The sequence below is a fragment of the Dolichospermum heterosporum TAC447 genome (assembly GCF_024584745.1).
In the GTDB taxonomy this organism is placed as follows: domain Bacteria; phylum Cyanobacteriota; class Cyanobacteriia; order Cyanobacteriales; family Nostocaceae; genus Dolichospermum; species Dolichospermum heterosporum.
In genome coordinates, this window is sequence record NZ_CP099464.1 from 3,331,555 (window position 1) to 3,356,118 (window position 24,564).

Here is a 24,564-nt window from a genome sequence, read left to right on the forward strand (position 1 = left end):
GAAAGAGTATTTTCAGATTACATCAATATACAATATTTAGATCCCCGACTTCTCAAAGAAGTCGGGGATCTATTTTGATCTATTTCCTTATTTGAAAGGTAACTCTGCATTAATGGCATCCATTTCTTTTTGTTCTAGTTGATTAACTTCCCGCACCCAAGGCAAGATAATTTGCCCTAAACGGTGGTTATAAAAGCGATGCAGGCTGTAATTCGGGGTAGCAGGGAACCCCCGGCGTTTTTTATGTTTACCACCAGCACCGGGGTCAAAATTTTGGATACCATGAGCGATCGCCCATTCAATTGGTGCATAATAACAAGCATCAAAATGTAAGCAATCTATGTCTTGAAAACTCCCCCAATAACGTCCATATAGTTTGTCTTCTTTAAATAAACAAAAGGACATCCCCACTGGTTGACCTGGATCTTCTTGATTATAAGCCGCAAAAAATACAACTCGATGCCGATAATTATGTTGTAACTGTTCAAAAAAGTTCTTGGTTAAATACTTACTTCCCCACCAACCAAATTTATCACAGGTATCAGCATAAAAGTCATACATTAACGGAAACATAGAGTTAGGAATTTCTTCACCGGTTAACGCTTGCAATCTTAAACCTGCCTTTTCTACAGCTTTACGTTCCCGTTTAATATTCCGTCTTTGATTAGCATTAAATCCAGTTAAATAATCATCGAAAGTTTGAAAATTAGCATTTTCCCAAATATAACTATGATGTAGCCAAGTTGTAAAACCCTGACTTTCTAAAATCGGTCGCCATTGGGGATCAACATAGAGAAAATGACAACCAGAAATCCGATGTTTCACACAAAAACCATCAATTTCATGGAGCATTAAAGCTGTAATTTCTGCCTCATTTTCTCCCGCAGCAATTAAAAAGCGATAGCCTTCAGTCGGGGTAAATGGAGTCATTCCCAGCAACTTTGGATAATACTCTATTCCCAAGCGAGAAGCTAATTCTGCCCATTGATGATCAAAAACAAATTCCCCTTGGCTATGTCCTTTTAAATATAAAGGAGCAGCGGCAATTAAAGTTTTATCTCGCCACAAAATCAAGTGATTTGGCAACCAACCAGTATTGGCTGTAACACTTTGAGATATTTCCAAATTGTGCAACCAATCCCATTCTAAAAAAGGCGTTTTTAACGGCATCGCTAAAGCATCCCAGTCTGCTTGGGGAACATCAGCAATTGTGTGCGTCCAAACAAGAGAATAATGGGGTTTGTGTTCTTTGATCATTGTGTATTTGTCCAGTCATTTTAGATTTACTTTTGACTCATGCTTGGGCGCACTACATTTCTGGTCTGGGCGCAGTCTCTGCGCCCCTACGGAATTATTCTATAGTGTAAAAATACTTCCTGCTCTACGGTAGATACTTCTAATAATTGTAACTTAGGCGCGAGATCAGATAAAAATCCTGTCCCCTCAACAGGTGAAGGTGCAATACTACCACCTAAAATCAGTGGACAAATAGTTAACCAGATTTCATCAATTAAATTAGATTCTAGGAAAGATGCTACTAATTTTCCTCCTCCCAAAATAGCTAAACGGGTAATTTGTAAACTTGTGAAATATTCTAAAGCCGCCAAAATGTCAATTTCTTGGCTAGGAGTTTCAAAGACTAAAACTTTTTCAAACTCTGATCTTTCTTGCCAAAAATAAGCTCCCAGAGAGGTTGTGAGTAACCATCGTCTCACCGGTTGTTGAAAAAATTTAATGTCCGGATTCAGGTTGCCTGAACGGGAAATCACTATATGAACTGGCTGGGGGTGCTGATTTGCTATTTTTCTTTGTTGCAAGAGTATTGCGTCTGTAATGGTCATTGTTGTACCGTAGGCACGAAGAGTACCAGCACCAAATAAAACGGCATCAGATGCAGCAATTTGTTTCCCCAGGTGTATTTTATCAGCCATTGAGCCAAATCGAGCAGGCGATCGCCTAAAATCTGCTATTTTGCCATCAGCACTCATGGCTAAAACTACTGTGGTATGAGGACGATGTTGCATCATTGCATTGCTCTGATATTTCTGCTTGGTAGATATATTTTCTCACAATTTATCACAATAAGACAAGATTGATAACTTTTATACCATTAATATTAATATGCAACAGTACTCACTATTTAATCTACATTTTATGAATTTTGTTATATCATGTTTGTCCTTAAACCAGAGTAAGAATTAGTTAATTTTTTAATTTTTTAATTCTTACCTGTTATCTCTTATTTCTATGAGAAATTTAAACTAATAGTAAACTTATCATCAACTAATAAAATGTCTCCTTTGGTTAGTGTAATTTCATATCTTTGTAATTGTCGTTTAAAGATGCGAAGTGAGACAAACAATGGCTAAATCTCGTCAATCGTCATTTCGACAAATTTTAGTAACAAGAATACTACTGGTATTTGTCCCAGTTTTATTAGTAGGAGAAATGGTTGCCCTCAATAAAGCTCGTTCTAGTCTGTTAAATACTGCCCGACAAAATTTAACAGAAAGTGCGGTTAACAAAGGAGAAAAAATTAGTGATGATATTGCCGCTTTGCGCTCCAATTTAATTACAGCCAGTCAGACAAAAGTAATTAAATCCGGTTCACCTTTCCAAATTGAACAATTTCTTAAACAGCTACACAAACAACTGCCAACCAAAATTAATTGTCTCCAATTCACCCACATTAAAAAAGGTGAAATAATAGCCAGTAGTTGTGGTATTCAAGAAATTACCCCATCCGGCTTATCTGCCACCAGTGATGATGTTGATATTCAATTCATATTACCATCTCAATCTGGAAAAACTGGTAAAAGAGACAAACAAAATCAACTCCAGTTATTTTTATCAATTCCTATTGCTAATCAACGTGGTAATTTAGCTTACCGATTAAGCATTAAAACCACATTGTATCAACAAAATCCCAATCATCCAGGCTCATTGACGGGTCTTTTAGTAGTCATTGCCGAAGATGGTAGAGTTTTAGCCCACACATTATTTCCAGAAAGAGTCGGTACTAATATTAAAAATTATGCCGATGTGGAAAGAATACAAGCTATAGTGAAAAATGCTTTAGATGGAAGTAATAATTCCAGTAATTTATCCTTTGTTGAAGGAGAGGAACTAGTTACAGGTTTTACAGCTACTACTAAACCTATCACCACAAGACCATCACAAAGATGGATTGTCCTAGCAGTTACAAGTGTAGAAAATGCCCTATTTGGTTTAGAAGAAATTAAACTAATTCTCATTGTTTTAACAGTCGGTTTAATTGGTGCAAGTTTATTGGCATCATTTTATTTAGTTCCTTATTTAGCTGGTCCTGTTGAAGAACTCCGCGATTATGCTGTTAATCTTCATAGTCACCACGCAGCACAACCCATTCCACGTAACTTCAAGATTCGGGAGTTTAACCAATTAGCACAAGCATTAGATCAAATGGTCGAAAGACTCAAAGATTGGGCTGAAGAATTAGAAATTGCTTGGAAAGAAGCTAAATCAGCTAACCAAGTAAAAAGCCAATTTTTAGCTACAACTTCCCATGAGTTAAGAAATCCCTTGAATATTATTATTAATTGTGTACGGTTAGTCCGTGATGATTTATGCGACAGTAGAGAAGAAGAATTAGAATTCCTCAAAAAAGCTGATGATACAGCAATTCATTTATTAAAGATAATTAATGATTTGCTAGATATTTCTAAAATAGAAGCTGGTAAACTTTCCGTAACTACAGTACCGCTGGATTTACGGCAATTATTATTAGAGGTAATTAACTTACAATCAGTTAATATCCAACATAAAGGACTGCAATTAATTTGTGATATAGGTGATAAACCTATTCCTATAAAATCTGATGCCATTAAACTTAAACAAGTGTTAATTAATATTATTGGTAATGCCACTAAATTCACTGATGAAGGGAGTATTCAAATTACCACAAATATTTATCAGCATCAGCATTATGTTTTAGTTTTCATAAAAGATACAGGAATTGGTATTGACCCAGGAGAACAAGGTAAACTATTCCGTCCTTTTGTCATGGTTGACGGTACAACTACACGCAAGTTTGAAGGAACTGGATTGGGTTTAGCAATTTCTCGGAATTTAATTGAACTCATGGGTGGTAAAATCACCTTAGAGAGTTTGGGGTTAAATCAAGGAACAACAGTAATTATTAAATTACCTTTGATTGATCTGGCTTTATTACCTAATCCAGAAAAAAAAGATGTGGTTAGAAATGGAGTCAGGAGTTAATTCTGGCTCTCGGAAATGTTCGACAAACAATGAATTTCAAATTACAACCCTCCTAAAATGAAGCGACTTTTTTCAGGTATTTTTGTGGTGACAGCTTTATTACTAACTCCTGGTTGTTCATCAAATACTAAGTCTACGGAAACACAGGTTTCACCTAGTATGATGATGAATCATGAGGGACATTCTATGGGAAATATGAATCATGGGGATAATTCACAAATAACTACTAAGGTTAAATTAACTGCTCCGAAAAGTTTATCACCAAATCAACCGATTAACTTAGTTATTGATATTCAAGATGTGTCTGGTAAACCTGTTAATAAGTTTGACATTTTCCAGGAAAAAATCATGCACTTAATTATTATTAGTGATGATTTACGATCTTTTGCTCATATTCATCCCGAATATAAAGAAAATGGTCGCTTTGAAGTGACTGCAAATTTTCCAGAATCAGGTAATTATACACTTTTCAGTGATTATAAACCTGCTGGAAATAAGGAAAATGTCTCATTAATGAATATCACAATTCCCGGTTCAGTTCCTTTACCAAAAAATTTAGAAAAGTTCAGCAAGACTAAAACTATCTCAGATACTCAGGTTAATCTGAATATTTCTGAAAAAAATATTCAAGCTGGTCAAGAAGTAACTTTAAGTTTCGATTTAAAAGACAATAAAAATCAACCAATTCAAGATTTACAGCCTTATTTGGGGGAAAAAGGACATTTAGTAATTATTAAAAGTTCGTCTCCCCTCACTGCATCTGATTATATCCATGCACACGCAATGAAAGATCCTGCTGACGGAAAGGTTGAATTTCATACTAAATTTCCCAAACCAGGAACATATAAAATGTGGATGCAATTTAATCGCAATGGACAAATCAAAACCGCAGATTTTTGGGTAAATGTAGAATAGAAAATCGTAGGTTGGGTTAAGCGACAGCGCAACCCAAAAACAATTTTAGAGAACTTCACAAAAAGAAATACTCAGTAGACATCTCCAAAAATTCAATATGCGTAGCCCGAAATCCTTTTAGGGACAATTCATGAATTGTCCCTACATCTTTTTTGGAGATGTCTAAACAGGATCTTTTTCCTGGAAAGAACCATTTCTAATTCTGTAAGTGTTTCCGCAGCAACAAGAATGTGATGGAAATCAAAAGCATAACGAACTGCTTGAGAATTGATAGGTTTGGGAGTTAGTAACCGACTCACAAAACAATTAGTGTCAATAACAATTCTTTGCTCAATCATCACTTTCAAGAATTTCCTTGAGCTTTTCTTCTGTCATACCTTTTACTTCGGCATTTTTACCAACTTGATCACAAAATCCCTGAAACTCATTTTTTAGCAATTTAGTTAATCTTTGATACTCTAAGACAGATAGCACTACAACTAAATCTTGTTCCTGACGCTGAATGGTTATTGGTTCTTTTTGAGCTTTATCTAAAAATTCTGTAAAATTTTGTTTTGCTTCTGTGGCAGATAAATAAATCATAATATACCTCCTTTCTTTTTATCATAACTCAAACTGGTTATTCGACGTGATTAAATAAATTCCCATTTCTAAGATTAAAAATAAACATCCTGTAAATCCTGATTCAGATAAAGGTTTATATAGCATTTCCTAGTCTAATGAAGTACAAAATGATCTGCGTTTATCTGCGTCCATCTGCGTTTGATTATTAACTCTTGTACCTCACTTGAATGGGAATTGCTATATTCACTTACCCGTTTTGCGTTAGGTTGCGACTATCTACAGTTTTATCTTGAATATTCATACAAATTTTAACGCAGGGTTGTTTGTGCATTTGCTATAATTATAACTCAATGATATGGCTACGCTGCGCTATCAGACAATTATTATAAAAAAGGATACCGCCATGAATACATCTGTTAAAACAATCAAAGTCTACGACGAAATTGTAGATTTCATTGCTGCTGGTACTACTCCCGAAAGTGTAATTAACTTCCACCTTTCCGAAACAGCGCAAAACCGTTTAGAGGATTTAATTGATAGTGCTAAAAATAATGAACTAACGAGACAAGACAAGGAAGAATTAGAGTATTTTTTGACGTTAGAACACATTATTAGATTAGCTAAAGCTAAGGCTCATAAATATATTAACGCTGAGGGTAAATAAGGTGTCTCGTACTTACATTAATTTAGAAATAAGGCGTTTAGTTGTGGAACGTGCTGGTAATATCTGTGAATATTGTCTAATTTCAGAAGAAGATACTACATCTTGTCAAGTTGATCATATCATTAGTGTCAAACATGGTGGAGCAAGTACAGATGATAATCTTTGTTATGCTTGTGTTTTCTGTAATTTGCAAAAAGGTACAGATTTAGGTTCAATTAATTGGGAAACTGGTGAGTTAGTCAGATTTTTTAACCCTCGTAGAGACTTTTGGGGTGATCATTTTCAACTTAATGAAGCTATCATTCAACCATTAACAGATATTGGTGAAGTAACAGCCCGTATTCTCGATTTTAACAAAAATGAACGGATTATAGAAAGACAATTATTAATAGAAGTTGCTAAGTATCCACCAATAGCAGCAAAAGAAAAAATGAGTAAGAATTAGTGTCAAAGTAAAGTAGGTTGGGTTGACGCAAGGAAACCCAACATTTATACATTTTGCGTTGGGTTTCGTTCCTCAATCAAAAATTAAAAAGGTGGTAATTCCTTCAGAATTGTGAAGCGAATATGGTTAATAGCTAAGTCACCCAGTGAAACCTCTTCTTTTGTTAAGCGGATGCCATTTCTGCTTAAGGTTTCAAAGGTGATGCCTTTACCAATTTCAATGTGGTACCAGCATAAGCCCATAAAGAACCGTGTAGGGTATGGTCCACCTTCTTCGAGATCATCAGGATTAGATTCCATTGGCAACCAACCAATCCCCGGAATATAGAATTCTAACCAAACATGATTAAAATCGGGTTGGAGAGGAACGCCCTGGTGTTCAGCATAGACTGGACATTTATATCTGCCAACTGTACGACAAGGAATACCATTAAGGCGACAAAGTGCTAGTAATACACCTACATATTCTCCACAAGAACCAGTACCTCGTTCTAAGGCAATATCGGGTGAGTCAATATGGGGTTTAATGGCATAGGACAATTGATCATAGACATAGTTACGGATACTGTACATTTTCCGTAATATGTTAGTTTCCGAACCAACTGCTGTGCGGGCTGCACGGATAACAATATCGGTATCCATTGCTAAATCGTCATCATCTACTAGATAGCGGGTTTTTAATTCTGGTGACAGTTCTGGAATATCTTCCACGTCTCTAGGAGTGATGCGATGTTTAATGCCGCGGACTTCTACTAATGCCTTCCAGCCAAATATGTGACGTTCACCGGGGGCCAGGCTATCAAATTTAAATACGGCTACTCTTTGTCCGTCAATGATTTCTTCAGTGAAAGGTAAACCAATATGTTCAACTTGTTGGACTTTTTGCCGTTGGGTTTCTGAGGGGAGGGCAATGCGCCATTCTATATCGGCTAAGTAAACTTCATCAAGGGGGGAAATTTCCTCAACATAAGACATTTCTATGAGATAGCCATTGGAGAGGGCGTAGCGTTTATCCTCCTGGTAGTGATATTGTAGGGAATGAATGAATGTGCGATCGCGGTAAGTTAATTCAAAACAGGGGTCAGCGTTGGGATTATCCCGAATATAAGGTTCTTCGCTGGAGTATGCCACATAAACATGATCTTTGCCTGTGTCATCCTGTCCGTGAACGGCGATACCTGTAGGAGAGTCAAAAGGCGTGAGAACACTAAAACGGACTTCTCCAGTTGCCCTATCCATAGAGTAAACTGTTTGTTCCGTGCGATCGCATACCCACAAAGTTTCTTTACTAACTGCTAAATTTTGTATACCGACACCAGGGGCATAAAATCTGGTTATTTCCTTGCGGGTATCCCGGTCAAAAATCAAAATATAGCCAAGTCTTTGGCAACTAACATAAACGGTAGATTCCCAAACGGCCACACCATCAGCCGGATAGGGTAAAGTCACAAAATGCTCTAACCCTAAAGATGCCAATTTACATAAATAGACACTGTTCCCACGAGTCACCCACAGATCATCCTCCCACACAGCTAAACCAGTAACTTCTTGAAATTCACGGACTTGGTGGGGATTGATAATTTTGCTGTTATCGGTAAGGGGGTCAATTTCTAATAAATGACCTTTAACCGTATCAATAGCAATAAGTCTATCTTTAATGGAAGCAATACCATAGAGAGTAGCAGCAGTAACTGGTCTGATTATTTTTTGCCCAAACATCTGGCTCACCGTCAAACTGGGTAGTGGAACACTCATAAATTATTATTTATTAACAACAGTTGCTATAGAGCAAGGAGTCAGGAGTCACCGAGTCACCGAGTCACCGAGTCACCGAGTCACCGAGTCACCGAGTCACCGAGTCACCGAGTCACCGAGTCCAGGAGTCACCGAGTCAGGAGTCAGGAGTCACCGAGTCAGGAGTCAGGAGTCTGGAGTCTGGAGTAAGAAGGAAGAAGAAAGAATAAAATTACCCAATGACTAATGACTAATGACTAATGACTAATGACCAATGACCAATTCCACATTTTTGGACATCACTAAATTATGATCGGATTTTGTAACCATTTCCTGTAACCTACACGATGTCTGCTCATTCTTTACCTGAATCTACCCACCTCTGGCATGGTTTGGAAGTTGAAAAAGCCTTAGAAATGCTTGATAGTGACGCAAACAGCGGCTTAACCTCCCAAGAAGTTGAACAGCGTCGTCAGAAGTATGGACTCAATGAACTCGAAGAAAATGGAGGTCGTAGTCCTTGGCAAATTCTGCTAGATCAGTTTACCAATATCATGTTATTGATGCTGATTGCCGTTGCTCTTATTTCTGGCTTTTTGGATTTAGTGGCTTTGACTGGGGGGACATTAAAACCCGGTGAAGTGCCATTTAAAGACACAATTGCCATTATGGCTATAGTTATCCTCAATGGTATTTTGGGCTATGTGCAAGAAAGCAGGGCCGAAAAAGCTCTAGCAGCCTTGAAAAAACTGTCTTCTCCCTCAGTGCGAGTCCTGCGTGACGGTAAACTGGGGGATGTGGCGGCTAAGGAGCTAGTACCGGGGGATGTGATGCTGCTGGAAGCGGGTGTACAAATAGCTGCGGATGGTCGCTTAATAGAACAGTCTAATTTGCAAGTGCGAGAATCGGCTCTTACAGGTGAAGCCGAAGCTGTCAATAAGCAAGCCATACTTACACTACCAGAAGATGCACCATTAGGCGATCGCCTCAATTCAGTTTTTCAAGGTACGGAAGTTGTCCAAGGTCGGGCAAAGGTACTGGTAACTCACACCGGAATGCGAACAGAACTAGGCAAAATTGCCGCTATGTTGCAGTCTGTGGACGGAGAACCTACGCCTTTACAGCAACGCATGACCCAATTGGGTAATGTTCTCGTCAGTGGTTCTCTAATTCTTGTAGCTATAGTAGTTGGTGGTGGACTTATTCATGATCTAACTAAAGGAATAGGTTGGAAGAATTTACAAGAATTAGTGGAAGTTTCTTTAAGTATGGCGGTGGCGGTAGTTCCTGAAGGTTTACCTGCGGTAATCACCGTGACTCTGGCTTTGGGAACTCAGCGTATGGTCAAGCATCACGCTTTAATTCGCAAACTCCCAGCCGTAGAAACTCTGGGTTCTGTAACTACTATTTGTTCTGATAAAACCGGAACTCTAACTCAAAATAAAATGGTGGTACAGTCGGTGTACACCAATAATTCCACCTTTCGCGTCACTGGAGAAGGTTACACCCCCATTGGCGATTTTCAATTAAATGGTGAAAAAGCCAGTTTAGATGAAGTCCCGGAAATTTCCGCCTTGCTTGTTCCCTGTGCTGTTTGTAATGATGCTGTTTTGCAACAACAACAAGGAGTATGGGCAATTTTAGGCGACCCCACTGAAGGGGCTTTAGTTACCTTGGCAGGAAAAGCCGGAATTGAACAAGACCAATGGAGTAGTAAATTACCTCGTGTTTCCGAATTTCCCTTTTCTTCTGAACGGAAGCGCATGAGTGTGATTTGTCAACTAGAAGCTGTAGCCACTGGTGATACTTCTTTAACCGCTATTGACCCAGCCATTGCTGGTTTTGTGGAATCTGAAAAATACTTAATGTTTACCAAGGGTTCACCAGAATTAACTTTGGAAAGGTGTACAAAAATCCATTTAGGTAATCACTCGATTCCTATTAGTGACGAACACCGCAGCCAAATTTTGGTAGCTAATGACCAAATGGCGGGTAAAGGTTTGCGGGTGTTAGGTTTTGCTTATAAACCTTTAGCTGAAGTTCCCCCAGATGGTTCTCATGATACATCTGAGGTAGATTTGGTCTGGTTGGGGTTGGTGGGAATGCTAGACGCGCCTCGTCCAGAAGTGAGGGCGGCTGTGCAAGAATGTCGCCACGCGGGAATCCGTCCGATTATGATTACTGGCGACCATCAATTAACTGCTCAGGCGATCGCTATTGATTTGGGAATTGCCCAAGAGGGTGATAGAGTCCTCACTGGTAAGGAATTACAACTTCTCAGTGACCAGGAATTAGAGGAACAGGTTGACCTAGTGAGTATTTACGCGAGAGTCTCCCCTGAACACAAATTAAGAATTGTCCAAGCTTTGCAACGTCGCGGGCGATTTGTGGCGATGACAGGCGATGGGGTGAATGATGCTCCCGCCCTCAAACAAGCCGATATAGGCATTGCTATGGGCATCACAGGCACAGATGTGAGCAAAGAAGCCAGCGATATGATCCTCCTAGATGACAACTTCGCCACCATAGTTGCTGCCACGAAGGAAGGTAGAGTTGTTTATACCAATATTCGCCGCTTTATTAAATACATTTTGGGTAGTAATATTGGGGAAGTTCTCACCATTGCGGCTGCGCCATTGTTGGGATTAGGAGGCGTTCCTTTGAGTCCTTTGCAAATTCTCTGGATGAATTTGGTAACAGACGGTTTACCAGCTTTAGCATTAGCTGTAGAACCCCCTGAACCTGATGTGATGGAACGTCCTCCCTTTAGTCCCCGTGAAAGTATTTTTGCTAGGGGTTTAGGTTCTTACATGATTCGCATTGGGATTGTCTTCGCTGTGATTACAATTATCCTCATGGAATGGGCTTACCATCATTCTCATGCAGCCGGGTATCAAGGACATGAAGATACTTGGAAGACAATGGTATTTACTTCATTATGTCTAGCACAAATGGGTCATGCGATCGCCATTCGTTCTAATAATAGACTTACCATCGAAATGAATCCCTTTTCTAATCCCTTTGTCTTGGGGTCAGTCATTGTCACCACGATTTTGCAATTGATGTTAATTTATGTTCCACCCCTGCAAAGTTTCTTTGGTACTCATGCACTGAGTTTAGAAGAATTAGCAATTTGTATCGGTTTTAGTGCTTTAATGTTTGTCTGGATTGAAGGTGAGAAGATATTCTTCCGCTTAATGGGCAAAAAAAGTGTTTAATTGGTAAATTGTCAGAATCAGGATTTACAGGATTTCATTTCATTATCTTTGTATTTTTTATCCTGATTCTGATATTTATTACCAATTAGTCATCAATATGTATCTAAAAATCAACTTCGACGAGATAAGAAAACCCTTTGGGTGCAGGGACAATTCTAGAATTAATTAGGAGATAGATATCATGGGTGAATCCAAACGCAGAAAACAGCAAGATCCCAACTACGGGAAAGTTAAAAATCCTGTCAAAAATCTCATGAAAGTTTTTTGCCCATTTTTTGAAGATTACGATAATTTATCTCATCTCGATGGTGATACTATATCGTTGATGATAGCTAAACAGGGTTATAAAGAAACGGGTTTGAAAGGCCTAATTGTCACAGGATATCTCGCTGAACATTTATTAAAAGACTATCCTCCCGAATCTGAATTAGTCCAAGCCTTCAAACAACATGGAAATATTTATGTTACTTCCACATTAGCCTTAGCATATTTGGAGAATGATATAAACAAAGAGGAAAATCTTAGGAATTTTGATACATACGACCCATTAAATGACTTTATATGTATGAAAAGCGATTCTAAAAAGTACCAAGTAAGTTTGGTGACAGGATCTTAAAAAAATTTTCTCATCTCCCACAAAATCCCCAAAAGAATCCCGGCGACTGGAAGTCACGGCTACACAAGCAAAACCCACCTGCGTGGGTTTTAAATTTCCCTAGTCCGCCTACGCGGAATGTGGGTTGTATATCCGTGATTTCTAATCGCCAGCTTATTTCTGCAAAATTGGGATGCTCCCAATAGGTTTCTCTTCTCAAAGATAACTTATTATAAGTAGTGAGACAGAATTAATTACACAATGTCATTGCGTTAGCGCAGCGTGGCGTTAGCCATAGGGAACAAAGTGAAATGAAGCAATCGCAAGGGTTGTGATTGCTTCCCTTCGCTCGCAATGACTGTAAATATTTTTGTCCAATTACTTAGAAGTCAGGGATTTTGAATCCTTAGCCATTATGTACTTAAAAACTTTACACCTCAAACAATTTCGGAATTACCAAAACCAAAAAGTTGAATTTACTGCTGCTAAAACAATTTTGGTAGGTAATAATGCTCAAGGAAAATCGAACTTGTTAGAGGCTGTGGAGTTATTGGCAACATTGCGATCGCACCGGATGGCACGCGATCGTGATTTAATTAAGGAAGGTGAATCTACAGCCCAAATTCATGCCACCCTAGACCGGATTCATAGCCATAGCGATTTAACTCTCACCTTCCGTCGTCAAGCGCGTCGCACCGTCGCCATAAATGGGCAAATAGTCCCCAGACAAATGGACTTTCTCGGTGTTCTCAATGCAGTAGAGTTTTCTAGTTTGGATTTAGAATTGGTGCGTGGTAGTCCTGAAATTCGTCGCAACTGGCTAGATACACTCTTAATTCAATTAGAACCAGTTTATGCTCACATTTTGCACCAATATCACCAAGTTTTACGCCAGCGCAATGCTTTTTTAAAACTTTATCTAAATACACCAGAAAAATCTCTACAATCAGAACTAGCTATCTGGGATGCACAATTAGTAACTGCTGGTACAAAGGTGATTATGAGAAGAAATAGAGCTATTCAACGATTAGCTCCTATAGCTTCTGCATGGCACGCTAGTATTAGTGGAGCATCCGAAATTCTGCAAATCAATTATGCTTCTAATATTCCCCTGGAAAAAACCTCTCCTCAAGAATTACAAGCAGCCTTTTTTGCTAAACTTCAACAAAGAGCAGTTGCAGAATCACATCGAGGGATAACGTTAGTCGGACCCCACCGCGATGAAATAGAATTAATTATTAATCAAACTCCTGCCCGTCAATATGGTTCTCAAGGTCAACAAAGAACATTAGTTTTAGCTTTGAAATTAGCCGAATTACAATTAATTGAGGAAGTGATTAATGAACCACCTTTGTTATTATTAGATGATGTTTTAGCCGAATTAGATCCATCTCGTCAAGGTCAATTACTTGATGCTATTCAAGACCGATTTCAAACCTTGATTACTACTACTCATTTAGGTGCTTTTGATTCTCAATGGTTGAAATCTTCCCAGATTCTATCTGTAAGTGCGGGAAAAATTGACAACTAATACCAATTTTATAGCAATTCCTAATCTCAATAAATACACCCCAACCGCCCTAAGGCTATACCCCCTTAGTCCCCAGAATTTTTTGAAGCTAAATAGAAATTATTATTATAATAGAAAAACACTTTGCAAACATTGGAGATTTTCAACTACCCGAAATCGTCAGAAAATAATGGCACATCATAAAATTTAAACTTTTGGTCTACCGTAATTATTGTTAAACCTTCCACCAAAGCTTGAGAAATTAACATCCTATCAAACGGGTCTTTATGATGCCAAGGCAAACTACCCACATTTAAACAATGCTCCGCCGAAATATCCAAAACTTCAAACCGATTATCCCGAAGCACCGCCAACAAATCATCGGGTTGCTTCAACTTTCCTAACGAAGTTTTAATCGCTATTTCCCATATTGTTGCTGCGCTAACAAAACTATCATTGACTGGATTTCTAATAATTTCTCGCACATCTGCCGACAACTTTGGGTCATTTGCTAACCACCACAATAAAACATGGGTATCTAATAAAAACCCCATTAACCTTTTCCATAAAACATAGCGTTAATCTCCTCTGACTCATCATCAAAATCATCAGCCATCCAAACGCGCCCTTCCCAAGCCCCAGGAGTCCGTGGCTCAGGTTCCGCTTCATAGCGGATCAAACGCACCAATGGTTTACCCTCTCGACTAATGACCACATCTTCACCCTCTAACACTGAATCTATTAATTCGAGAAGATATGCCCTTGCTTCTTGAACTGTTGCATTCTTCATAGACAAAAAAACAAAGAGATTAAAATCTAATTATAAGATGAAAATAATAATTCAGAACAACTTAAACAAGCTATTTTAAAACTGATATAAACCGAAAAAACCATAGAAGATAGTAATAATCAGTACGGCGTATTTTATTAAGTAAAAGATAAATTAAATTGAGTCACCGTTTAAATATGCTTTAGAGAAAAAATACTGTTCTTAGATTTTAATTAACGTCCAAAACCATAACAAAAAAACATAGCGCGTCAGGGTAGCTTCAAGATGATTTTGGATATGTGAAGTAAATCTCCTGTATTGGCTATTAGTACAGCTGATGGTGGGGTACAATTGTTAATTATCAGCCGTCCTAATCTGGGTGAAAAAGGCAATTAATGTCATATAAATTTTTCTGTTCACCTACTTAATTAAATTTTTCTAGTCTTTTAAAAATGTGTAGAATGATTACAGTTAGAACAGCGCCCATTAATCCTAATTGCCATAAACCACACCCAGCCGCAATTCCCAAAGCAGCGGATACCCAAATTGCAGCAGCAGAAGTTAATCCGTGAACTTCTGGAGATTTTGATGATCGGGAAGATTGACGCAAAATCTCCCCAGCGCCTAAAAACCCCACTCCAGCAGCGATACCTTGAACTACACGACTAATAGCATCAGCACTAAGTTGTGTCCCACCTGTTTGGATAGCAATCAGAGTAAATACAGATGAACCTAAACTGACTAACATATGGGTTCTTAAACCAGCCGGTTTATTTTTTAGTTGTCGTTCTAAGCCAATTATAGCCCCAATAAACAAGGCGAAACACAGACGAAGACCGGTGTTTAGCCAGTCACTACTGGCAATATAGTAAGGGTTAATCAAGTTCTGTTGGTGGTAAATAGTTTGATAGGGAAATTTGTGAAATTAGTCATAAAATATGGGTGTATTGTCCATACTAATTGGTAATATAGTAACAAAAAGTATGTAATAAATATTATTTAATAAATTGAGTGGATAAACTCTATTGGCTTGACCAAATTAAACTACAAGACCGCCCCAAGGTTGGCGTTCAGGCGTTTTATTTAAGTAAGATTAAACAGCAGGGCTATCCTGTTCTGCCTGGTTTTGTGGTAGAAGCGGATGTTTTACGGCAATTCCTGGAAACTCTCAATAGTTCAGAGTCGTTAATTGCTGATTTACCCTATTCTTCTCTACATTTAGATGTACATAATTGGCGACAACTGCAACAGGTAGCCGGACGCTTACGTCAGGAAATTATCTCAGCGACTGTGCCACCTCATTGGGTGAGGACAATTTTTCAAGCAGCCAGACAATGGCAAAGAAGCAGTTTAATTTTGCGTCCCAGTTTGGCAATATCAAATAACCAAGAAATGAAAAATGTATCTGGGTTATTAGAACCAGTATTTTGTCCTTGTGAAGAAGAGGAAATAGGTGAAGCTTTAAAGCTGCTTTGGAGTCAGTTATTCCGGGCGAGAAGTTTACTATATTGGCACAGTGCGGGGATTAGTTTGCCTAGCATTAATTTAGGGGTGTTAGTGCAACCAGTTGACAATGCGATCGCTTCTGGTGTAATCAATACTAAATCATCGGCATGGGATATTGAAGCTACTTGGGGTTTAGGACTAGCAATTACCAACGGTGAAGTATTACCAGATGTTTACTACATAGAACCAAAAACCGGTGCAGTCATAGAAAGACAATTGGGTAATAAGATGTTGGCGTATCGTCTTAATCATGGTAATGCTTTTACAGATGAACAACTGCAACCAACATTAGATACTGATTTTTTATTAGCTTATATTTTAGAAGAATCTCAACAACAAGAATATGCTTTGCCAGAAGAATTCTTGCAAGAATTAATTACTGTAGGCAATCAAATAGTCAGTGAATTAGGTGCAACTTTAACTATGAAATGGACAGTTGCCAAAGAATCTTTAGCCACAAAACTCTATATTACAGAAGTTACTGTTCCCCAATCTGTAAACAAGAGTGTGCAATTTATTCAAGGCGTTGGGGCAGCCAGAGGGAGAATTATTGCTAATGCCCATATTTTTAATTCATCACAAAAAGCAATCCAAGTTCCTCAAGGCGTAATTCTCATCGCCCCAATGATTACTCCTGATTGTTTGCCCTTACTACAAGGCGTTGCGGGGATTATTACAGAACAAGGGGGATTAACTAGTCATGGGGCGATTTTAGCCAGAGAGTTGGGTATTCCTGCGGTGGTGAATGCCACTGGTGCAACAACTATTTTACAAGCAGGTGAAAAATTATTAATAGATGGTGATAAGGGAGAAGTATATCGGCTCACCGGAGATGAGGAAAATTTTCCTAGCGAGGAGATAGAAGGATTAATTAAAGAGGAAAAAATTGTCAGTTACCAGCCAATAAATTTACCCATAATTGCGACTAAGTTACTCATAAATTTGAGTCAAGAACGATTAATTAAACAAGTAAAAAGTTTACCTGTGGATGGGGTGGGATTATTGCGTTCAGAATTAATGATGTTAAATATTCTGGAGAAAAAACATCCTCAAGAATGGTTGAAAGCCGGAAGAAAAGCGGAATTATTAGAGTTATTATCTAAGCAAATTATGCAGTTTGCCCGTGCTTTTTCACCCAGACCGATTTTTTATCGGTCTTTAGATTGGCTACCTCATGATTTGCCATCATTGAGTACAGATCCCCCATTATCAAAGTCATCAATTATCAGCGATCGGGGTATTTTCAGCTATATACAAAATCCGGCTGTTTTTGAATTAGAATTACAAGCTTTAGCGATAGTTCAAGCATCTGGCTATAGAAATATTAATTTGCTATTACCTTTTGTCCGCAGTGTTGAAGAATTTGTATTTTGTCGTCACAAGGTTGAGCAAGCTGGGCTAATGCAAATATCCCAGTTTCAATTATGGATGATGGCAGAAGTTCCTAGTGTATTATTTCTATTACCTGAATATATTAAAGCTGGTGTGATGGGTATTTCCATTGGCACAAATGATTTAACACAATTATTGTTAGGAATAGATCGAGAACAGGGAAAACCAGGAATAGGCTCGAAATATCTTGATGAAAGTCATCCAGCAGTGATGGGTGCAATATCTCAATTAATTAAAATGTCTCAAGCTGGGGGTATTTCCTGTTCTATCTGTGGTCAAGCTCCGGTGCTTTATCCAGAAATGATTGATAAATTAATAGAATGGGGGATTAGTTCTATTTCTGTAGAACCGGAAGCAGTGGAAAGGACTTATCAAGCGATCGCTCGTGCTGAACAAAGATTAATTTTAGCAGCAGCAAGGAAGCAACTGGAAAATTTGTAAATTTTTTTAATTGCTCATCAAGAACAGAAAAAACGTATCCGCTCAATAAATGGGGGCGAACCACCTATTCGGGAAGTAACCGTTCACGGGGGGTACAAAAAACACTCTATATGAGATTCCACGAAAACAGCATGAAAAACGTTATAGATTTGATTTTTTTAGGTCATTTGAAATTCGCAAAATCTCTATATCGGTTTGCTAATCGTTTTCTAGCCAATTTAAGAACCATTCGTTAATATGTCAAGTTGCCTGAAAAACCCAACAGACAAAGCTTTCAGGTTTTTTAATAAATTCTCACCCCCTGTGAACGGTTACAAATTTATTAAATTTTTAGGATACTAATAAAGGAATTTATCAGATTTTGAATGAAATGACATATTTTTCCATATTGATGCACTAATATAGTATTTTGTCAAGATAATTTAGACGCGTTTCCCCTGGGGGTGGGGTTATTGTATTTCACTCAACAGATAATCACTATAGTTAAATTTAACTATAAATTCAACTTTTTATTTATCTACTTAATTTCCCCTAACTGGCAATTCTTTTCTATGCTGAATTAACAACCCAATCGCCATTCCCATACCCACAATAGCCGTAAAGTAAAATAACCCAATCAACCGAATATACATTGGTGGTGCAATTCCCTCAACTTCCACAGATTGCGCTACCTTCACCGCTGGAAATTGACGTTGAGATTCAGGTAAAGAAATAGCTTCTACCTCTACCTTATGAGGTGAACCATCAAAAAATTGTTCTTGCCATATTAACTTCCCTTCTGAATTAGGAAATCCCTGATAAGCAAACACCGTTAAATTATCTTCTAATGCGATCGCCTTTACTCGCAATCCGACATCCTTAATAGCTGCCCCTGTAGTGCTATCCTTGACCTCAACCGCTAAATTTGCCAAAGTTCCCACAGTCGCCAGTTTATCCCCTGTAATCCTCACTTCCATGCCCTGAGATTGGCTAATTGATGGGGCAATTTTCTCATTTTTATGATCATGTGCATCACCGTGAGCTTCCGCAACTTCTGCCGTGATATTAATAAATAATAGCGTCACAATTGCCACTACAGTTAATGCACTTAACAACAACCGGACAGACTGGGGAGCAATTTCCCCCTCTTTGATTTCCTCTTGTCCACCAATTACCCAACCGCCTAACAATCCTAATGATAATAAAATCGCTGCAATCACCACAAAATATTTATATTTAAGAGGATTTTCTCTCACATTCAAATTCAAAGTTTGCTGATAACTAGCAAAAGCATTTGCAACCAAAGGAGAAACATTGACTTGAATTTGATAATTACCGCGAATTGGTAAAATTTGCTGAAATTCTAATTTACCATTAGGTGCAGCCGCCTCCAGTTCTAATAATTCTGTTCCCTCAACAATTGGAAAATCTGTAGTTAATAAAGGATTCCGGGGAGGTGTGGAAATCTGCAATTTAATTAAGGCATTTGTTAACAGCTTTCCGCCAGCATCAACAGCTTGTAATTTGAAAGTCACCGGAGATTGTTTCCTATCTGTACCAGCTTCAAAAGGCAGAATTTTTTCTAAAGGTGGATTTGTCGAAAGTAAAACTTGAGATTGGGACGTTTGAGAAACTCCCACCAAAGAATATAAAATTGATAAACAAATACAAGCAGAACTAACAACAGCAAACAGACGATATTTTCTCATAGGAAATTATAATTTAACTGGGCGTTGCTGAACTGAGGTATGAAATTAAAAAATTAAAAAATGAAACTCTTACTCTCTGCGACTGGAGCGCCTCTGCGTGTTCGCGTAGCGTGCCGTAGGCATAATAAAATCATCCTCTTAATCAGCAACGCCGAATATTTTAGATTTAGCAAATGAATTTGAGTCTAACTTATTATTTATCTGGGCGATTGTAAATCGCAGCTACACAGGATGAACCCTTAATTTTTCCTTAGGTGGACTTTGTTTGTGTAGAAGTGATTTCTAATCGCCCAATACGTTTAAAACTTTATGATAGTTTAATGACAAGCAACGCCCAAAGCATGGTGACGCGCTGAGTGTGCTGTGTTATGCGCTGGTGGATAGGTAGAGAAAAACACAGTCCAAATCAGCAAAGAAGATAACATCATGTAAAGACTTACCTGTACAGGCTTAGAAAGGGTAATGCCCGCAGTTTTTTGTAATACTGAAGTCCGAGAAAAAGCAGTCATTTGTGAACTCCTATAAATAGTTGCGCTACTTGGTGACAAAAAGATATTGTTAACATCAGCAGCTATTGTCAAAATCCTAGCACCTTATTCCATTTACTAGGCTGCAAGCATCATCTGTTCTCTAGTCAACGGTAAATCAACCAATATATCAGGAATACTTCTGAAAATTACTATAGCAAGATCCCCGACTTCTTAGAGAAGTCGGGGATCTAAATCCTGAAAATCATTTTTCCAAGTTATTGACAATAATTCCTAATTTTTATATTATACATAAAGCTAATTGCAAATTATTCGCAATTTCTCACATACCCATATTCCTATTAGTCTCATGTCTGACAACTTTACTTTCAGTAAAGATAAAATTTGGAGTCGTCGCCAACTACTACAAATCGGATTATCCGGTGCTGGAGTCCTAAGTGCAGCCACAATTTGGCAGATATTGAATACCAAAAATCATGCCAATGTCAGAGTACCACCGATGGAAATGGCAACATCTAATGGTGCTACTAATCCTATGCAGGTATTACGAGATTTTGATTATGGAACAATTAAGCAGGAAAATGGGCGCACAGTCCGTGAATTTCAGCTAACTGCTGGAACTTCCACAATTCAGCTTAATAGTGCTGTCTCCTATAATATTTGGGACTTAAACGGGCGGATTCCAGGTCCTACACTTCGGGCTAAAGAAGGAGAAAGAATAAGAATACTTTTTCTCAATAATGCTGGACATTCCCATTCTTTACATTTTCATGGAGTTCATCCTGCTGAAATGGATGGAATAAAACCTGTAAGTAACGGTAGAGCGACCATATATGAATTTGATGCCGAACCCTATGGCGTTCATTTATATCACTGTCACATTGCCCCGGTTACTCGCCACATTGCTAAAGGTTTATATGGAATGTTTATCATTGACCCGCCTAAACCTCGTCCCCCTGCGGATGAAATTGTTTTAATTATGTCTGGGTATGATGTAAATGATGATAACAAAAATGAATATTATGCTTTTAATGGTGTGCCACATCATTATATGCACCATCCCATTCAGATTTACCAAAATCAGTTAATCCGGGTCTATGTTTTGAATATTATTGAATTTGATCCTGCTGTGACGTTTCATCTGCACGCTAACTTCTTTGATGTTTATCGTTCCGGTATGACAATGAAACCCAGTGAGAAAACCGATGTTTTAACAATGGGTGTCGCTGAAAGGCATATTTTAGAGTTTGCGTTTCCCTATCCAGGTAAATATATGTTTCATCCTCATCAAGATGCGATCGCTGAAAGCGGGTGTATGGGACAGTTTGAAGTAATCGCGGAAAAAGATTCCCAAAAATCCGTCAATAAATCCTGACAAAACTCAGAAAGATTACTTAATTTATACTTGTCTTTTAGAATAATAGTTGATAAATATTTGCATTTATGATAAATCATAATTACATCTAAAACGAAATATTTGCCAATTTATCTACTACTAAATCCTTAAATTACAAACATTAACAGTTTACCAGGAGCAAAAATGATCAGATTCCGTTATTTATTCTTGTCTATCGCTGCTTGTGCCATGATTTCCTTGAGTTCTTGTACCAGCGACATACCAAAAGCAGAAATGCAAACACAAAGCAAAGTCCCGGTTGCAGAAATGAGCGCTCATGGTAATAAAGCTAAAATTAATATCAATAATGCAATTTTATCGCAGTTAGATAAATTAGAAGCTACGTTAGGAGTCCCAGCTTTATCAAACAAAATTCAAGCCAACCGTCCCTACGCCAATCCAGTGGATTTAGTTAGTAAAAAAGTTATTACTCAAACCCAGTTTGATAAAATAAAAGACATGGTGACAGTTGAGGAAGTTGTGCTGACCGGTGAAGCGAAAGATATTGACTATATGACCAAATTGGGATTAATGAAAGGGCATCTTTTAGTAGCCAAAGAATTATTAGATCAAAATCAACCTAAACAGGCTCAACCCCACATTGGACATCCAGTTGAGGAAATTTATATTGATGTTGAAGAACAACTGGAAGAACGCAAAGTTAAAGAATTTAAAAGTAACTTGGTAAGTTTAACCGACTTAGTTAAATCTAATCCCAAGGATGCCAAAATCAAAACTAACTTTACCACTTCCGTGCAAGCTGTGGATAGTGCGATCGCCGCTTTACCAACCGAAGAACGTAGCAAACCCGAATTTGTTCTCCAAGTTATCAACGGTTTACTAGATGCCGCTAACTCAGAATATGGTGCAGCAATTGCCAACGGCAAAATTACCGCCCCCATTGAGTATCAAGATTCTCGTGGCTTTATAGTCTACTCTCAAGAACTATATCAAGATATTTCTAGCCAAATGACTCAAGAACATCCTGAGTCGCACAAAGCCATAGATACAGCTTTTATGGAATTGGTGAAAGTTTGGCCTACTGCTATCCCTCCAGTCCAAGCAGTCAGCACTTCAGAAGATGTTACCAAGCTAGTAAAAATCATCGAGGAAAATACCCAAAAAGTGCGAACAAAAACCAGCACTAAAGCACAAAATTAGTATTTTCACACCATTGGAAGTCCAGAATAAGACGTTTAAAATGGTGAATAAGAGAGAAAATAGTTAAAAACCAAAAGTGAAACCAGTTTGGGGTTTTAAAACCTGAAAAAAGTATAACTGCTCACTAATAATTGGTATCTAAAAACTCTCCTCATGTAACTTTGCTCAACTTAACAACTAATGCAAGAACTCGACCACCAAAAGACCATTGATATTCTCAACTCCATTATGGAATTTGAACTAGCAGGGGTAGTTCGTTACACCCATTATTCCTTAATGGTGACAGGTCCTAATCGTATCCCCATTGTGGCATTCTTCAAAGCACAAGCCGCAGAATCTTTACTTCATGCTCAACAAGTAGGAGAAATTCTCACAGGCTTAGAAGGGCATCCTACCTTGAGAATTGCTCCAATGGAAGAAACTTTCAAGCATAATGTTAAAGACATATTACAAGAAAGTTTATCCCATGAAAAGAAAGCTTTGGATATGTACAAAACTCTTCTAGAAACCGTCAATAATGCCAGTATCTATTTAGAAGAATTTACTCGTGGTATGATCGGACAAGAGGAGATGCACAATCTCGAACTCAAGAAAATGTTACGCGATTTCAGTTAATTTAGTCCCCCTCCTCGCTTGCGGGGAGGGGGTGGGGTTATATGGGACAAACAGAGGATTGTGCTTTTACCCCCTACAGAAATCAGGAGAAGCAAAAATCTACAACTAACACTAATAAATATGAATTTTAGTACCGCTCTACCTACTTTTGTAATTACCCTCAGAGAAGGTGTGGAAGCCGCTCTAGTTGTGGGTATTGTCCTCGCATTATTAAAAAAAGCCAAACAATCTCGATTGAACCCTTGGGTTTATGCTGGTGTTATTGTTGGTATTATAGTTAGTGGCTTAATCGGTATTTTATTTACGGGGATCATTAAATTCTTAGGATCTATTAATCCTCAATATACCTCCGTTGTTGAGCCAACATTAGAAGGTATATTTAGTGTTTTAGCTATAGTTATGCTCAGTTGGATGCTTATCTGGATGACAAAACAAGCCAGATTTATGAAAGCACAAGTTGAGGGAGCAGTCACAGAAGCATTAGGCAAAAACTCAAATGCTGCTTGGGGAGTTTTTAGTTTAATTTTAGTCGCTATTGTCCGCGAAGGATTTGAAACTGTTTTATTTGTTGCAGCCAATTTTCAACAAGGTTTATTACCAACTTTAGGCGCACTGGGTGGTTTAGCAACAGCCGCAGCTATTGGGGTTCTATTATTTAAATGGGGTGTGAAAATTAATATCCGCCAATTTTTCCAAATCATGGGCGTTTTATTAATATTAATTGTTTCTGGCTTAGTAGTTTCCGGGTTACAACACTTTGATGAAGCTATAGCCAATCTGTCCCTGAGTAGTCGTTCTTCAGAAAATCTTTGTTTCTATTATGAACACTTTACCAGAATTCATTCTTGCATCTTAGGTCCAATAGTTTGGAATACGGAAAAAATCTTATCTGATGAACAGTTCCCCGGTATCATTCTCAAATCATTATTTGGTTATAGGGACAAAATATATATTGTTCAAGCTGTAGGATATTTAGTATTTCTTACCAGTATTGGTGGACTATATTTCCTCAGCATTACAGGTGGAAATAATCAATCTAGCAAAAACAGCAAAAATAAAGTTATGACTAGTGGTCTGTCAAGCAAAAAATTGTGAATTTGAGAGAGCGATTGGTAAAAGAAGGCATAGAGTCAGCATTAAAGCGCAAGCCCAGTAAACCGCCGCCTCGTCAAACGATTATTGATGGAGGCTTATTGACAATAAACAG

General features: G+C 38.1%; 22 protein-coding genes. 12 read left to right on the forward strand and 10 right to left on the reverse strand.

Annotated elements, in window-relative coordinates; translation table 11 throughout:
* Window positions 1-87 precede the first annotated feature (87 nt).
* Window positions 88-1,257 carry a GNAT family N-acetyltransferase gene (locus NG743_RS14995; protein WP_027403531.1) on the reverse strand — a complete coding sequence of 390 codons (1,170 nt, stop codon included), beginning with the start codon at window positions 1,255-1,257 and terminating at the stop codon, window positions 88-90.
* Window positions 1,258-1,343: 86 nt separating this feature from the next.
* The gene (locus NG743_RS15000; protein WP_257120346.1) at window positions 1,344-2,027 is read right to left on the reverse strand and encodes a RibD family protein; all 684 of its coding nucleotides are present in this window, start codon (window positions 2,025-2,027) and stop codon (window positions 1,344-1,346) included.
* A gap of 334 nt (window positions 2,028-2,361) precedes the next feature.
* Here NG743_RS15000 and NG743_RS15005 point away from each other — a divergent pair, with 334 nt between their 5' ends.
* Window positions 2,362-4,257, forward strand: a complete 1,896-nt coding sequence (locus NG743_RS15005; protein ID WP_035082599.1) for a sensor histidine kinase — start codon at window positions 2,362-2,364, stop codon at window positions 4,255-4,257.
* Window positions 4,258-4,314: 57 nt separating this feature from the next.
* Window positions 4,315-5,172 (forward strand): DUF8832 domain-containing protein, encoded by an 858-nt coding sequence (locus NG743_RS15010; RefSeq protein ID WP_027403533.1) that lies wholly within the window; start codon window positions 4,315-4,317, stop codon window positions 5,170-5,172.
* Window positions 5,173-5,300: 128 nt separating this feature from the next.
* On the opposite strand, the gene NG743_RS26915 is transcribed toward NG743_RS15010, so the two are convergent.
* Together NG743_RS26915 and NG743_RS15015 are read right to left on the reverse strand one after the other, a co-directional pair.
* Window positions 5,301-5,510: a PIN domain-containing protein gene (locus tag NG743_RS26915; protein WP_371316541.1), complete on the reverse strand. Its 210-nt coding sequence runs from the start codon at window positions 5,508-5,510 to the stop codon at window positions 5,301-5,303.
* Window positions 5,503-5,754, reverse strand: a complete 252-nt coding sequence (locus NG743_RS15015) for a type II toxin-antitoxin system Phd/YefM family antitoxin (RefSeq protein ID WP_027403534.1) — start codon at window positions 5,752-5,754, stop codon at window positions 5,503-5,505. Before NG743_RS15015 ends, NG743_RS26915 begins: the two co-directional genes overlap by 8 nt.
* Before the next feature lie 385 nt (window positions 5,755-6,139).
* On the opposite strand from NG743_RS15015, the gene NG743_RS15020 reads away from it, so the two are divergent.
* Together NG743_RS15020 and NG743_RS15025 are read left to right on the forward strand one after the other, a co-directional pair.
* Window positions 6,140-6,400 carry a hypothetical protein gene (locus NG743_RS15020; RefSeq protein WP_027403535.1) on the forward strand — a complete coding sequence of 87 codons (261 nt, stop codon included), beginning with the start codon at window positions 6,140-6,142 and terminating at the stop codon, window positions 6,398-6,400.
* Between the two features lies 1 nt (window position 6,401).
* Window positions 6,402-6,845, forward strand: coding sequence for an HNH endonuclease (locus tag NG743_RS15025; RefSeq protein ID WP_193962767.1), 444 nt, complete (start codon window positions 6,402-6,404; stop codon window positions 6,843-6,845).
* 83 nt (window positions 6,846-6,928) lie between these two features.
* On the opposite strand, the gene NG743_RS15030 is transcribed toward NG743_RS15025, so the two are convergent.
* Complete coding sequence (locus NG743_RS15030) at window positions 6,929-8,599, reverse strand: transglutaminase domain-containing protein (RefSeq protein ID WP_027403537.1); 1,671 nt, start codon at window positions 8,597-8,599, stop codon at window positions 6,929-6,931.
* 326 nt (window positions 8,600-8,925) lie between these two features.
* Between NG743_RS15030 and NG743_RS15035 the strand changes: the two genes are divergently transcribed.
* The 3 genes from NG743_RS15035 (at window position 8,926) to recF (ending at window position 13,922) form a co-directional block, all read left to right on the forward strand.
* A complete protein-coding gene (locus NG743_RS15035) occupies window positions 8,926-11,796 on the forward strand; it encodes a cation-translocating P-type ATPase (protein WP_027403538.1) in 2,871 nt (956 codons plus the stop codon).
* A 181-nt stretch (window positions 11,797-11,977) separates the two neighbouring features.
* Window positions 11,978-12,412 (forward strand): hypothetical protein, encoded by a 435-nt coding sequence (locus NG743_RS15040; protein ID WP_027403539.1) that lies wholly within the window; start codon window positions 11,978-11,980, stop codon window positions 12,410-12,412.
* A gap of 394 nt (window positions 12,413-12,806) precedes the next feature.
* Window positions 12,807-13,922, forward strand: a complete 1,116-nt coding sequence (gene recF, locus NG743_RS15045) for a DNA replication/repair protein RecF (protein ID WP_027403540.1) — start codon at window positions 12,807-12,809, stop codon at window positions 13,920-13,922.
* A 146-nt stretch (window positions 13,923-14,068) separates the two neighbouring features.
* Here recF and NG743_RS15050 read toward each other — a convergent pair whose 3' ends face one another.
* From NG743_RS15050 to NG743_RS15060, 3 genes are all read right to left on the reverse strand, one after another.
* On the reverse strand, window positions 14,069-14,455 hold the full coding sequence (locus NG743_RS15050) for a type II toxin-antitoxin system VapC family toxin (RefSeq protein ID WP_027403541.1): 387 nt from the start codon (window positions 14,453-14,455) through the stop codon (window positions 14,069-14,071).
* Window positions 14,455-14,691, reverse strand: coding sequence for a type II toxin-antitoxin system Phd/YefM family antitoxin (locus NG743_RS15055; RefSeq protein ID WP_027403542.1), 237 nt, complete (start codon window positions 14,689-14,691; stop codon window positions 14,455-14,457). The genes NG743_RS15050 and NG743_RS15055 overlap by 1 nt, the downstream gene beginning before the upstream one ends.
* 403 nt (window positions 14,692-15,094) lie before the next feature.
* On the reverse strand, window positions 15,095-15,553 hold the full coding sequence (locus NG743_RS15060; RefSeq protein ID WP_027403543.1) for an MgtC/SapB family protein: 459 nt from the start codon (window positions 15,551-15,553) through the stop codon (window positions 15,095-15,097).
* A 128-nt stretch (window positions 15,554-15,681) separates the two neighbouring features.
* Between NG743_RS15060 and NG743_RS15065 the strand changes: the two genes are divergently transcribed.
* Complete coding sequence (locus NG743_RS15065) at window positions 15,682-18,009, forward strand: putative PEP-binding protein (protein ID WP_027403544.1); 2,328 nt, start codon at window positions 15,682-15,684, stop codon at window positions 18,007-18,009.
* Window positions 18,010-18,530: 521 nt separating this feature from the next.
* Here NG743_RS15065 and NG743_RS15070 read toward each other — a convergent pair.
* Entirely contained in the window at window positions 18,531-19,697 is a 1,167-nt protein-coding gene (locus NG743_RS15070) for a hypothetical protein (protein WP_193962343.1), read from the reverse strand.
* A gap of 317 nt (window positions 19,698-20,014) precedes the next feature.
* Window positions 20,015-20,206: a CbtB domain-containing protein gene (locus NG743_RS15075; protein WP_071992818.1), complete on the reverse strand. Its 192-nt coding sequence runs from the start codon at window positions 20,204-20,206 to the stop codon at window positions 20,015-20,017.
* A 328-nt stretch (window positions 20,207-20,534) separates the two neighbouring features.
* Here NG743_RS15075 and NG743_RS15080 point away from each other — a divergent pair, with 328 nt between their 5' ends.
* The 4 genes from NG743_RS15080 (at window position 20,535) to NG743_RS15095 (ending at window position 24,452) form a co-directional block, all read left to right on the forward strand.
* The gene (locus tag NG743_RS15080) at window positions 20,535-21,560 is read left to right on the forward strand and encodes a multicopper oxidase domain-containing protein (RefSeq protein ID WP_257120349.1); all 1,026 of its coding nucleotides are present in this window, start codon (window positions 20,535-20,537) and stop codon (window positions 21,558-21,560) included.
* A 165-nt stretch (window positions 21,561-21,725) separates the two neighbouring features.
* Window positions 21,726-22,742: a ComEA family DNA-binding protein gene (locus NG743_RS15085; protein ID WP_257120351.1), complete on the forward strand. Its 1,017-nt coding sequence runs from the start codon at window positions 21,726-21,728 to the stop codon at window positions 22,740-22,742.
* A 180-nt stretch (window positions 22,743-22,922) separates the two neighbouring features.
* Window positions 22,923-23,357, forward strand: coding sequence for a ferritin-like domain-containing protein (locus NG743_RS15090; RefSeq protein ID WP_027403547.1), 435 nt, complete (start codon window positions 22,923-22,925; stop codon window positions 23,355-23,357).
* Window positions 23,358-23,477: 120 nt separating this feature from the next.
* Window positions 23,478-24,452: an FTR1 family iron permease gene (locus tag NG743_RS15095; protein WP_027403548.1), complete on the forward strand. Its 975-nt coding sequence runs from the start codon at window positions 23,478-23,480 to the stop codon at window positions 24,450-24,452.
* The last annotated feature ends 112 nt before the right edge of the window (window positions 24,453-24,564 follow it).

Bases quoted from the DNA above. Each gene is read 5' to 3' on its own strand.
- NG743_RS15075 (WP_071992818.1), bottom strand. From the start codon at position 20,206: ATGACTGCTTTTTCTCGGACTTCAGTATTACAAAAAACTGCGGGCATT.
- recF (WP_027403540.1), top strand. From the start codon at position 12,807: ATGTACTTAAAAACTTTACACCTCAAACAATTTCGGAATTACCAAAAC.
- NG743_RS15015 (WP_027403534.1), bottom strand. From the start codon at position 5,754: ATGATTTATTTATCTGCCACAGAAGCAAAACAAAATTTTACAGAATTT.
- NG743_RS14995 (WP_027403531.1), bottom strand. From the start codon at position 1,257: ATGATCAAAGAACACAAACCCCATTATTCTCTTGTTTGGACGCACACA.
- NG743_RS15010 (WP_027403533.1), top strand. From the start codon at position 4,315: ATGAAGCGACTTTTTTCAGGTATTTTTGTGGTGACAGCTTTATTACTA.
- NG743_RS15085 (WP_257120351.1), top strand. From the start codon at position 21,726: ATGATCAGATTCCGTTATTTATTCTTGTCTATCGCTGCTTGTGCCATG.
- NG743_RS15095 (WP_027403548.1), top strand. From the start codon at position 23,478: ATGAATTTTAGTACCGCTCTACCTACTTTTGTAATTACCCTCAGAGAA.
- NG743_RS15050 (WP_027403541.1), bottom strand. From the start codon at position 14,455: ATGGGGTTTTTATTAGATACCCATGTTTTATTGTGGTGGTTAGCAAAT.
- NG743_RS15030 (WP_027403537.1), bottom strand. From the start codon at position 8,599: ATGAGTGTTCCACTACCCAGTTTGACGGTGAGCCAGATGTTTGGGCAA.
- NG743_RS15035 (WP_027403538.1), top strand. From the start codon at position 8,926: ATGTCTGCTCATTCTTTACCTGAATCTACCCACCTCTGGCATGGTTTG.
- NG743_RS15070 (WP_193962343.1), bottom strand. From the start codon at position 19,697: ATGAGAAAATATCGTCTGTTTGCTGTTGTTAGTTCTGCTTGTATTTGT.
- NG743_RS15090 (WP_027403547.1), top strand. From the start codon at position 22,923: ATGCAAGAACTCGACCACCAAAAGACCATTGATATTCTCAACTCCATT.
- NG743_RS15080 (WP_257120349.1), top strand. From the start codon at position 20,535: ATGTCTGACAACTTTACTTTCAGTAAAGATAAAATTTGGAGTCGTCGC.
- NG743_RS15040 (WP_027403539.1), top strand. From the start codon at position 11,978: ATGGGTGAATCCAAACGCAGAAAACAGCAAGATCCCAACTACGGGAAA.
- NG743_RS15000 (WP_257120346.1), bottom strand. From the start codon at position 2,027: ATGATGCAACATCGTCCTCATACCACAGTAGTTTTAGCCATGAGTGCT.
- NG743_RS15005 (WP_035082599.1), top strand. From the start codon at position 2,362: ATGGCTAAATCTCGTCAATCGTCATTTCGACAAATTTTAGTAACAAGA.
- NG743_RS26915 (WP_371316541.1), bottom strand. From the start codon at position 5,510: ATGATTGAGCAAAGAATTGTTATTGACACTAATTGTTTTGTGAGTCGG.
- NG743_RS15020 (WP_027403535.1), top strand. From the start codon at position 6,140: ATGAATACATCTGTTAAAACAATCAAAGTCTACGACGAAATTGTAGAT.
- NG743_RS15055 (WP_027403542.1), bottom strand. From the start codon at position 14,691: ATGAAGAATGCAACAGTTCAAGAAGCAAGGGCATATCTTCTCGAATTA.